Source organism: Mycobacterium sp. E1747 (assembly GCF_001667775.1).
In the GTDB taxonomy this organism is placed as follows: Bacteria; Actinomycetota; Actinomycetes; order Mycobacteriales; family Mycobacteriaceae; genus Mycobacterium.
Map to the genome: position 1 here is coordinate 1 of NZ_LZJI01000020.1, position 10737 is coordinate 10737.

The 10737-nt window shown below is 69.7% G+C and carries 10 protein-coding genes and 1 pseudogene; 5 read left to right on the forward strand and 6 right to left on the reverse strand.

What is annotated here, in order from left to right:
* From A5695_RS01585 to A5695_RS01600, 4 genes and pseudogenes are all read right to left on the reverse strand, one after another.
* Window positions 1-942, reverse strand: a 942-nt coding sequence (locus A5695_RS01585) for a hypothetical protein (RefSeq protein ID WP_068077382.1), incomplete at its 3' end; no start/stop codon positions are given.
* Window positions 939-2004: pseudogene (gene rsmH, locus A5695_RS01590) on the reverse strand (16S rRNA (cytosine(1402)-N(4))-methyltransferase RsmH). The pseudogene rsmH and the gene A5695_RS01585, both read right to left, overlap by 4 nt.
* Before the next feature lie 124 nt (window positions 2005-2128).
* Complete coding sequence (mraZ, locus tag A5695_RS01595; RefSeq protein ID WP_068077386.1) at window positions 2129-2560, reverse strand: division/cell wall cluster transcriptional repressor MraZ; 432 nt, start codon at window positions 2558-2560, stop codon at window positions 2129-2131.
* Between the two features lie 433 nt (window positions 2561-2993).
* Window positions 2994-3398, reverse strand: a complete 405-nt coding sequence (locus A5695_RS01600) for a DUF3040 domain-containing protein (RefSeq protein WP_068077388.1) — start codon at window positions 3396-3398, stop codon at window positions 2994-2996.
* A gap of 327 nt (window positions 3399-3725) precedes the next feature.
* Between A5695_RS01600 and A5695_RS01605 the strand changes: the two genes are divergently transcribed.
* A complete protein-coding gene (locus tag A5695_RS01605) occupies window positions 3726-4334 on the forward strand; it encodes an N-acetyltransferase (protein ID WP_068077389.1) in 609 nt (202 codons plus the stop codon).
* A gap of 140 nt (window positions 4335-4474) precedes the next feature.
* Window positions 4475-5122, forward strand: a complete 648-nt coding sequence (locus A5695_RS01610; protein ID WP_068077398.1) for a DUF3153 domain-containing protein — start codon at window positions 4475-4477, stop codon at window positions 5120-5122.
* On the opposite strand, the gene A5695_RS01615 is transcribed toward A5695_RS01610, so the two are convergent.
* Window positions 5119-6015: a mycobacterial-type methylenetetrahydrofolate reductase gene (locus A5695_RS01615; RefSeq protein WP_068077391.1), complete on the reverse strand. Its 897-nt coding sequence runs from the start codon at window positions 6013-6015 to the stop codon at window positions 5119-5121. The two genes, A5695_RS01610 and A5695_RS01615, sit on opposite strands and share 4 nt — an antisense overlap.
* A gap of 250 nt (window positions 6016-6265) precedes the next feature.
* Here A5695_RS01615 and idsA2 point away from each other — a divergent pair, with 250 nt between their 5' ends.
* Together idsA2 and A5695_RS01625 are read left to right on the forward strand one after the other, a co-directional pair.
* A complete protein-coding gene (gene idsA2, locus A5695_RS01620; protein ID WP_068077392.1) occupies window positions 6266-7315 on the forward strand; it encodes a bifunctional (2E,6E)-farnesyl/geranyl diphosphate synthase in 1050 nt (349 codons plus the stop codon).
* Window positions 7316-7319: 4 nt separating this feature from the next.
* Window positions 7320-8867 (forward strand): alpha-(1->6)-mannopyranosyltransferase A, encoded by a 1548-nt coding sequence (locus A5695_RS01625; RefSeq protein ID WP_068077395.1) that lies wholly within the window; start codon window positions 7320-7322, stop codon window positions 8865-8867.
* 20 nt (window positions 8868-8887) lie between these two features.
* Here the strand turns inward: A5695_RS01625 and A5695_RS01630 are convergent, their stop codons facing one another.
* On the reverse strand, window positions 8888-9292 hold the full coding sequence (locus A5695_RS01630; protein WP_067758550.1) for an Rv2175c family DNA-binding protein: 405 nt from the start codon (window positions 9290-9292) through the stop codon (window positions 8888-8890).
* A gap of 79 nt (window positions 9293-9371) precedes the next feature.
* Between A5695_RS01630 and A5695_RS01635 the strand changes: the two genes are divergently transcribed.
* Window positions 9372-10664: a protein kinase gene (locus A5695_RS01635; RefSeq protein WP_068077396.1), complete on the forward strand. Its 1293-nt coding sequence runs from the start codon at window positions 9372-9374 to the stop codon at window positions 10662-10664.
* The last annotated feature ends 73 nt before the right edge of the window (window positions 10665-10737 follow it).

The window sequence follows — 10737 nt, forward strand, 5'->3', positions numbered from 1 at the left end:
CGCCGGCGAGGGCAACCCCGGGACCGGCACGCCCGGCGCGGGCACCGCAGCCGGGGTCTGACCGGCCACGGGCGCCCCCGGTGAACCGGGCATGCCCGGCAGCGGCGGCCCGGTCTGCGGCAGGTGCTGGCCGCCCAGAGTCGACGACCCGTCCGGTGCACGCAGCAGCGCTTCGGGCCCGGACCGCGCCGGCACGGGCGCCGCGGGGTCGGGCTGCAGCCGGACCGGAACCTCGGCGGGCGGCGCGGGTGGTGCCGGCGGGCCTTGTTCGGGGAGCTTGGTGTTCAACGGCGGTGGCGGTACCCCGTCAGCGGGCTTGGGCGTCCCGACGACGACCCAGTTGCCCGACTGGTCCTGGACCAGGTGCGCGGTGTCCCGCGTCGGGATCATGCCTTGCTTGCGGGCCGCCTCCGCCAGCGCCGGTGCGGATTCCGCCTCGCGCACATCGCGTTCCAGTGCCTCTTTCTGCTGCTGCAGCAGCCGGGTCTTCTCGCGGGCGTGGCTCAATTTGTAGGAGCGCTCTGCGGAGTCAGTGGACAACCACAGCGTGAGACCCAGCCCGAGGCCCAGCGCGCCGATGACCAACACGACGAACGGCACCTTGCTCGCCAGGGTGCGGGGCCGCAGGTCGATCGATGCCAGCCGGGCCGCCAGGCGCTCACTCAGGCGGGGACGAACAACTTTGGGCGCCTTGGCTTTCCGGGCCTTGGCCCGGGCCTTGGCCTGACTTGTGCTCTTGGGTCGCGCCGGGCGCTCGACCGGTCTGGTGATCGGGCTGGTGTGCGGTCCGGATTTGGGCGCACGGCCCTCCCGGGTGGGCGCCGCGCTCCGCCCGGGCCGGGTGCGGCGAGCCGAGCCGGGCTCGGCGGCCGAACGCCTGCCGCGCCGGGCGGACCCGTCGCGCCCGCCACGGCGATTCGGCGTCTCCCGCTTTGCTTTCATGCGTCGCCCTTTCCGGTTGACTGCTGGACCCGTTGCACGGCGCGTAGCCGCACCGCGGCGCTGCGCGGATTGCGTTCGATTTCGGCGGCGTCCGCACGTTCGGCGCCGTGCGTGAGCGACCGGAATCGCGGCTCGTGGCCAGGAAGCTCGACCGGCAGATCCACCGGTGTGCGCGACGCGACCGCGTCGGCGAACAACCGCTTGACGATCCGGTCCTCCAAGGATTGGTAGGCGAGCACCACCATTCGCCCGCCGACGCCTAGCGCGTCCAGCCCCGCTGGGATCGCGCCGCGCAACGAATCCAGCTCGTCGTTGACCGCGATCCGCAGGGCCTGGAAGGTGCGCTTGGCCGGATGGCCCCCGGTCCGCCGGGCCGGGGCCGGAATCGCCTGGTAGAGCAGGGCTACCAGCTCCGCCGTCGACGTAAAGGGGGCGCGGGCGCGCCGGCGCACGATCTGCCCGGCGATGCGGCGCGCGAACCGCTCCTCGCCGTAGCGGTGCAGGATGTCCGCCAGCGCGGCTTCGTCGTAGGTGTTGAGGATGTCGGCCGCCGTCAACGGCGACTCCGGATCCATCCGCATGTCCAGCGGCGCGTCCTGGGCGTAGGCGAAGCCCCGCTCTGCGCGGTCGAGCTGCATGGAAGACACACCGAGGTCGAACAACATCCCGTCGACCGATCCGACTGTGCCGTAACCGGATTCGGCTAATGCCGCGGCCAGTCCGTCGTAGCGGCTGTGCACCAGCGTGACGCGGTCGGCGAATCGCGCCAGCCGGTCGCGGGCGATGTCCAGCGCGCTGGGGTCGCGGTCGAGGCCGATGAGCCGCAGCCCCGGCAGGTCGGTCAGGAACTGCTCGGCGTGCCCGCCCGCGCCCAGGGTGGCGTCGAGCAGGACGGCGCCCGACCCATCGGCGTGCCGGTGGGTCAGCGCCGGGGTCAGCAGTTCGACGCAGCGGTGCAGCAGGACGGGCACGTGCCCGAAGTCGCCTGAATCGTCAGCCATCGCAACACCTCCCCCGGGCCGGGCGAGACGCCCCTGCATCGAGGTCCCTGTCCGAAGGCACGAACCTGGCGTTGGGGAAGTACGCCAGGGTCGGTTCGGGCAGAGGCCACGTTGCACGGGCATGCGCCTTTGAGGTCGTGGTGATCGCAAGCCCGGCGGCGCCGGGCGCGGCGGGTCGCCACGCATTAGATGATGTCGCCGAGTGCTTCATCGCTGGCCGCGGAGAAGTTCTCTTCGTGGGTCTCCTGGTAGTCCTGCCAGGCTTGCGCATCCCAGATCTCGAGGTAGTCGACCGCTCCGATCACCACGCAATCCTTGGAGAGGTTCGCGTAGCGACGGTGGTCGGCCGACAGCGTGATGCGGCCCTGCGCGTCGGGATGCTGCTCGTCGGTGCCGGCGGCGAGGTTGCGCAGGAACGCCCGGGCGTCGGGATTGCTCCGCGACGCCTTGCTCGCCCGGCGCGCGAGCTGTTCGAATTCGCCCCGCGGGTAGACGGCGAGGCTGTGGTCCTGGCTCTTGGTGACCATCAACCCCCCTGACAGCGCGTCGCGAAACTTGGCGGGCAACGTGAGCCGCCCCTTGTCGTCGAGTTTGGGCGTGTAGGTGCCGAGAAACACCAGAATTCACCTCCCGCCGAAAGCGGCTCTGTGTCACCCAAACACTGCAGCCACCATACCCCACAATCCCCCACTCTGCCCCATTCCGAGAGTGTCGCGGCGGACTTTTCGGGGTTATCCGCCACCTTTGGGCGCACAGACCGTGCGACAGCGGTTCCCAGGGGCCCGCCGGGCACCGCAGCGGCCAGCAGGAAATCGCAGCTCAAGCCACCATGTAGCACGATGTGGGGCGAAGTGGGGCACGCGGTGGGGCGGGGTGGGGCTCAGCTCCTGCGCCGAAGCACGGTTGTGGCTCGATCCGGCGTCAAAACGGCATCGCCGGCCCGGCGATCCTCGGCCGCCCCGGGGGAATCTGTGACGATGACGGCGCGACCGCTACGGGCATGAAAAAGGGGGAGCCGAATGGCTTCCCCAGATTCGTCGGCGATACCTCCTAGTCGTCGAAGCGGCGGCGGAACCGGTCTTCCATCCGGCTGGTGAACGAACCCCCACCGCCCTTGTTGCGGCGCTGGCGCAGCGAGCCGGGCGCCGAGCCGGGGTGGTCGGGCCGGCCGGCCAACCGCGGACCCGTGATGGCGAACACCACGCCACCGAACATCACGATGAAGCCGAAGACGCTGAGAATCGGGAAATTTCCGATCATGGTGGCCTTGAACGCCACTCCGGAAACCAGCATCGCGAGGCCGATGACGAACAGTGCCGCGCCCTGCAGGCGGCGGCGCGCGGTGGGTGCGCGCAACCCTCCGCCGCGCACGCTCGACACGAACTTGGGATCTTCGGCGTAGAGAGCGCTCTCGATCTGATCGAGCATCCGCTGCTCATGATCGGAGAGTGGCATTCGTCCCTCCTTGCCGACAGTTGACGCGTAACTATCGATAGCACGCGGATGCCCATTGTGGGGGCAACTAATTGAAATGATACGAGGTCAATCTGCGCCTTACCACTGGTTCGGTTGCGATTCTATCCTGGCCCCGGCCGGGCACCCGTCGGAGCCGGAACGCCCGTGCGCTACAACCGGCTTGCCCAGCCGGGGTGGTTGGTCGGTTCGTTGCCGCGACCGCTCGCGGGACAACCGCCCCCGGGTCCGATAATGGCGATGGCGGCGCGGGCCGTGCGGCAAACGCGAATGCAAGCATGCGAGCACAGGATGAGGAGGGCACCGCGAGTGGCGATATTCCTCATCGATCTGCCGCCCACCGATATGGAGCGCCGGCTCGGCGAAGCCCTGAAGGTGTATGTCGACGCGATGCGGTATCCGCGCGGCACCGAGAACCAGCGCGCCGCCATGTGGCTCGAGCACATCCGCCGGCGGGGGTGGCAGGGGGTGGGCGTGGTGGACGTCGAGGTGGCAGAGGGCGCGGACGGGCCGATGCCGTCGGCGGCCGAACTGAGCGACGCCCCGCTGCTCGGCATCGCCTACGGGTACCCCGGGGCACCCGGCCAGTGGTGGCAACAGCAGGTGGTTCTCGGCCTGCAACGGGGCGGCCGGCCGGCCCAGGAGATCGCCGGCCTGATGAACAGCTACTTCGAGTTGACCGAGTTGCACATCCACCCGCGCGCACAGGGCCGCGGCCTAGGCGAGGCGCTGGCCCGGCGGCTGCTCGCCGGCCGCGCCGAGGAGAATGTCCTGCTGTCCACGCCCGAGACCAACGGCGAGCCGAACCGGGCCTGGCGGTTGTACCGGCGGCTGGGTTTCACCGACGTCATCCGCGGCTACCACTTCGCCGGTGACCCACGCGCATTCGCGATCCTGGGCCGCAAGCTACCGCTGTGATCGCCGGATCGCGGGCACACCCAGGCGGACTCGCTTTGGTGGCACGCCGCATCTGGCACGATGACCTGGTGCGCGCCAGCCTCTTCCCGCCCCGAACCCGCGGATTCACCGCTCGGCGCCGCCGCCTGGTGGCCCTCGCGATGCTGCTCATGCTGGTGCCGCTGGCCACCGGGTGCCTACGAGTCAGGGCGTCACTCACCATCTCCCCCGACGACCTGGTGTCCGGGGAGATCGTCGCCGCCGCTAAACCCAAGACGCCCAAGGACACCGGCCCCCAGCTCGACAGCAACAACCTGCCGTTCAGTCAGAAGGTGGCGGTGTCGAACTACGACAGCGACGGCTACGTGGGATCGCAGGCGGTGTTCTCGGACCTGACGTTCGCCGAGTTGCCGCAGCTGGCCAACATGAACTCCGACGCGCAGGGCGTGAATCTAACCCTGCGGCGCAATGGCAACCTGGTCATCCTGGAAGGCCGGGCGGACCTGACCTCGCTGACCGACTCCGAAGCCGACGTCGAGCTGACCGTCGCCTTCCCAGGTGTGGTGACGTCCACCAACGGCGACCGCGTCGAATCCACGGTGGTGTCCTGGAAGCTCAAGCCGGGCGTCGTGAGCACCATCGCCGCCCAGGCCCGCTACACCGACCCGAACACGCGGTCCTTCACCGGGGCGGGCGTGTGGCTGGGCATCGCGTCGTTCGCCGCGGCCGGCGTCGTCGCGCTGCTGGCCTGGATGAACCGCGACCGCTCCCCGCGGTTCAGCGCACCCCGCGACCAGCCCCCGGACTAGCCCTGCTGGCCGGGCGACCAGTACGCCAGCATCTCCGCGAAGGTCTGGAAGGCGGGCGCCGACACCCCGTAGGTGGCCTCGAGGTGGATGCTCAGCGGGAACCCGAGCTCGGCCACCCCGTCGATCACACGCTTGTAGAGGTCGGTCATGAGCTGGCGCTTCTGGGGCGGTTCGCTGGCGGCCAACCGCTTGACGAACTCCTGCTCGTCGGCCACTGCCGCGTTACCGGGATCCTGGATCAGCCAGTTGATCAGGCCGACCCGGCTCTCCATCTTGGGGACGAAGCCGAACGACAGCAGGATCTCCGGCCGGTGATCGGTGTTCTCGGCGAACTCGCGCAGGAAGCCGACGATGGCATCGGAGTACAGCAGTTGGGTCATCCCGTAGGTGGCGCCCTGGTCGCACTTGAAGTTGAACCGGCCGTGCTCCCCTTCGCGCGTGGGAATCAGGATGACGCCGCGGTTGGGCACCAGGTCGCGATAGATCGACAGCGCATCGGTGGGTGCGACGCCGGACCCTTCGCCGTCGTTCATCGTGCGCGGAACGCCCACGAAGACGACGCCCTCCATCCCGGCCGCGCGCAGGTCCGTCAGTCGCCGGCGCAGCGTCGGCTCGTCGGAGAAGGCGGTGACCTGGGTGCACAGGCCGTGGATTCCCGGCAGCTCGGGCTTGACGATCGACCAGAAGTCCAGCACGTCTAACTTGGGTTTCATCACGATGGGACGGTCGTCGTCCTCGGCGATGATGCCGGGGATCATCACGTGCCGCAGCCGGCCGGCCAGGCCGGTTTCCGCCGAGTACTGCAGCACCTTTCGCGCGTCCTCGAGCGCCCGCTCCCGGCCTTCGTCGGCGTTCGGCGGCACCAGTTCGAGCGCAATGGTGTTGAGTGTCACGCGGCTTCTCTCCATCCGACGACGAGTGGTTTGGGGCGTCTCCCGGCCGCACAGCGGGCAGCCCCGACACCCCCGTCAGCATAGGCGTGGGGGTCCCGCCCGATTGCGGGGGAATCGAAGCAATCCCCGCCACGCCTGGTTGGGCAGGTGCCCGATGCCGCGCCGAATACACTGGTCGGGCCTGCCACACCACGCACGTCGAGCAGAAAGGGGCGCGGCGCTGAGCGTCGAAGCAGCGGCAACCGTCGAGTTGACCGGCGCGATCACCGATCGGCTTCGGCGGTATCTGCGCGACCGGCGCGCGGACACCGCATACATCGGCGGTGACTACGAGGCGCTGGTCGCCGCCCTGGAAAGTTTTGTGCTCAACGGCGGCAAGCGGCTGCGCCCCGCGTTCGCCTACTGGGGCTGGCGCGCCGTGGCGAGCGGCGAACCGGATTCCGAAGTGCTGCTGCTGTTTTCCGCGCTGGAGTTGCTGCACGCCTGCGCGCTGGTGCACGACGACGTGATCGACGACTCCTCGACCCGTCGTGGCCGCCCGACCGCCCATGTCCAATTCGCCGACCTGCACCGCAGCCGGCGCTGGCGGGGTTCGCCGGAGCGGTTCGGCATGTCGGCCGCGATCCTGCTCGGCGACCTCGCGCTGTCCTGGGCCGACGACATCGTGCTCCGCGCGGATCTGCCGCCCGACGCGGTGCGGCGCGTTCAGCGGGTGTGGGCCGAAATCCGCACCGAGGTGCTGGGCGGTCAATACCTGGACATCGTGGCCGAAGCCAGCGCCGCCGAGTCGATCGCTTCGGCGATGAACGTCGACACCTACAAGACCGCCTGTTACACCGTGTCGCGCCCGCTGCAGCTGGGGGCGGCCGCCGCCGCGGACCGCCCCGACGTCCAGGATGTTTTCGGCCTGTTCGGAACGGACATCGGCGTGGCGTTCCAGCTCCGCGACGACGTGCTGGGTGTGTTCGGGGACCCGGCGGTGACCGGTAAGCCGTCGGGTGACGACCTGCGCTCGGGCAAGCGCACTGTGTTGCTGGCCGAGGCGCTGGAACTGGCCGATGGTTCGGATCCGTTGGCGGCCAAGCTGTTACGCGACTCGATCGGGGCGCAGTTGACCGACGCGGAGGTGGACCTGCTGCGCGGGATCATCGAGTCGGTGGGCGCCCTGGCAGCCGCGGAGCGACGCATCGCCGAGCTGACCCAACGGGCCCTGGCGGCGCTGGCGGCCGCGCCGATCAACGCCGCGGCCAAAGCGGGGCTCTCCGAGCTGGCCAGAATGGCCACCGACCGGTCCGCCTGAGCCGATGACGACTCCGACGCACACCCCGCCGTCCGACTCGCCGGAAGCCGAACCGGTTGGTGTCGGGTGGTTTTCGCGGCTACGCGCGTTCACCGGCGCCGCGGAGTCCGGGCCGGCGAAACAGGGCATGCTCGGTTCGGTGCTGATCCTCGTGGGCGGCCTCGGCGCGGGCAGCACCCGGCAACACGACCCGCTGCTGGAGTCGATCCACATGTCCTGGCTGCGTTTTGGCCATGGCCTGGTGCTGTCGTCGGTGCTGCTGTGGGCGGGCGTAGGCCTCATGCTGATCGCCTGGTTGCGCCTAGGCCGGCGTGTGCTGGACGGGCAAGTGACCGAGTTCATGATGAAGGCCACCACCGGCTTCTGGCTGGCGCCGCTGCTGCTGTCGGTACCGGTTTTCAGCCGGGACACCTACTCGTATCTGGCCCAGGGCGCGCTGCTGCGCGACGGCCTGGACCCCTACGCGGTTGGACCGGTCGCCAACCCGAACAGCTTGCTGGACAACGTAAGTCCCATCTGGACGATCACCACCGCCCCCTACGGCCCGGCATTCATCCTGGTGGCGAAGCTGGTCACCATGGCCGTCGGCAACAACGTGGTGGCCGGAACGGCGCTGCTGCGGCTGTGCATGCTGCCGGGCCTGGCCCTGCTGATCTGGGCTACCCCGCGGCTGGCCCGCCACCTGGACGCGGACGGATCGACGGCCCTGTGGATCTGCGTCCTCAACCCGCTGGTGCTCATCCACCTGATGGGTGGGGTGCACAACGAGATGCTGATGGTGGGCCTGATGGCCGCGGGTATCGCGCTCAGTTTCGCCGGGCGTCACGTCCTGGGCACGACGCTGATCACGGTGGCCATCGCGGTCAAGGCCACCGCCGGGATCGCGCTGCCGTTCATGGTGTGGGTGTGGACCCGCCACCTACGCGACCGCCGCGGATACCGGCCGGCCCGGGCGTTCGCCGCGGCGGCGGCGATGTCGCTGCTGATCTTCGCCGTCGTGTTCGGCATCCTGTCGGCCGTGGCCGGAGTGGGCCTGGGCTGGCTGACCGCGCTGGCCGGGTCGGTGAAGATCATCAACTGGCTCACGGTGCCTACCGCCGCGGCCAACATCATCCACGCCGCGTTCAGCGGGTTCTTCGCGGTGCACTTCTACCCGATGCTGCGCATCACGCGGCTGGTCGGAATCGCGGTCATCGCGGTGTCGCTGCCGCTGCTGTGGTGGCGGTTCCGGCGCGACGACCGCGCCGCCCTAACCGGCATCGCGCTCTCCATGCTCGTCGTGGTGCTGTTCGTGCCCGCCGCGCTGCCGTGGTACTACTCCTGGCCGCTGGCGGTGGTCGCCCCGCTGGCGCAATCGCGACGGGCGATCGCGGTCATCGCCGGCCTGTCGACGTGGGTGATGGTGATCTTCAAACCCGATGGCTCGCATGGGATGTACTCGTGGCTGCATTTCGCGCTGGCGACGGTCTGCGCGTTGATCGCCTGGTACAGCCTCGACCGGGCGCCCGACCGGCGCACCGAGACAGCGGATGAGGCGCTGGAAACGGCGTAATTCCCGCTCAGTAGGTCCGCTCAGTAGGCCATCGCCTGCGCCCGCCGCACGACCTCACGCGCCTGGTGCGCGTGCAGGGCGTCGACGGGGCGGGCATTGCTGACGGCATCCCGGCTGCCGTCGCGGGTGATCGTCAGCGACGGATCGGGGGTGAACAACCACCGCACGATCTCGGTGTCGTGGTAGCCGCCGTCGTGCAGGATCGTCAGCAGTCCCGGCAGGCTCTTGACCACCTCACCGGACTTGGTGAAGAACACCTGGGGCACCACCACGCCGCCGTCTCGCTTCACCGCGACCAGGTGGCCTTCCCGGAGTTGCTGCTGCACCTTGCTGACCGAGATCCGGAGCAATTCGGCGACCCGCGGCAGGTCGTAGGTGGGCTCGTCGGGATCCAGAACATCGTCGCCGGCAGGAACACTGCTCACGGCGCAAGTGTAGGCCCTGCCACACGGATTGAACCCACGTTCCGGCGTCCAATCAACCCGTCGCACCTACGATGGCCCCGTGGCCGAAGCTGAATCGCCCGGGTCATCGGGCCGTCCCGGCCCGCAGCGTCGCCGGGTTTACGCCGGCCTGGCAGACCCGCTGGACAACGCGTTGCTTGACGACCGCTATCTGGTGCAGTCCAAGATCGCCAGCGGCGGGACGTCGACGGTGTACCGCGGCCTCGACACCCGGCTCGACCGCCCGGTGGCGGTGAAGGTGATGGATTCGCGCTACGCGGGCGACGACCAGTTCCTGACCCGCTTCCAGCGCGAGGCCCGCTCGGTCGCTCGGCTCAAGGATCCCGGGCTCGTCGCGGTCTACGACCAGGGATTGGACTCCCGGCACCCGTTCTTGGTGATGGAGCTGATCGAGGGTGGCACGCTGCGCGAGCTGCTGGCCGAGCGCGGGCCGATGCCGCCGTACGCCGTGGCCGCGGTGCTGCGCCCGGTGCTCAGCGGGCTCGCCGCGGCGCACCGGTCCGGGCTGGTCCACCGCGACGTCAAGCCGGAGAACGTGCTGATCTCCGACGACGGTGAGGTCAAGATCGCGGATTTCGGCCTGGTCCGCGCCGTTGCGGCGGCCGGAATCACCTCCACGAGCGTCATTCTGGGGACCGCGGCGTATCTGTCACCCGAGCAGGTGCGCGACGGCGACGCCAGCCCGCGCAGCGACGTGTACGCCGCCGGAATTCTCACCTACGAGTTGCTCACGGGGCGCACCCCGTTCACCGGCGACTCGCCGTTGTCGATCGCCTACCAACGGTTGGACACCGATGTGCCGCCGCCCAGCGCGGCGATCGACGGCGTGCCCCCGCAGTTCGACGAGTTCGTCCGCCGCGCGACGGCGCGCAACCCCGCCGATCGGTACGCCGACGGGATCGAGATGGGTGCCAAGCTGGACGCGATCGCCGAAGAGCTTGCGCTGCCGAACTTCTCCGTGCCCGCGCCGCGCAACTCCGCGCAGCACCGGTCGGCGGCGGCGCACCACAGCCGCATGGGCCAACGCCCGATCACCGCGTCACAGCCCGCGGCGGCTCCGGTCCGCCACCCCACCCGCCAATTGACGCGCGGCCCCGAGGACTGGTCCGAGCCGCCGCGCGCACCGCAATCGGACGACGAGCCCGATGACTACGAATACCAGCCTGTCACAGGGGAATTCGCGGGCATCCCGGTCGGCGAATTCGCTTTTGCCCGTCAGCGCGGGCGGCGCATGGTGCTGATCTGGGTGGCCGTGGTGCTGGCGCTCACCGGCCTGGTCGCCACCGCGGCGTGGACGATCGGGAGCAACCTCAACGGACTGCTGGGCAGCTAGGAGTCCGCTGAATAAGGGTGGTTTGGGGCGGGGCGCCTCGAGCCGTCTTGCGGCGGTGTGAAGTCAGGCCCGA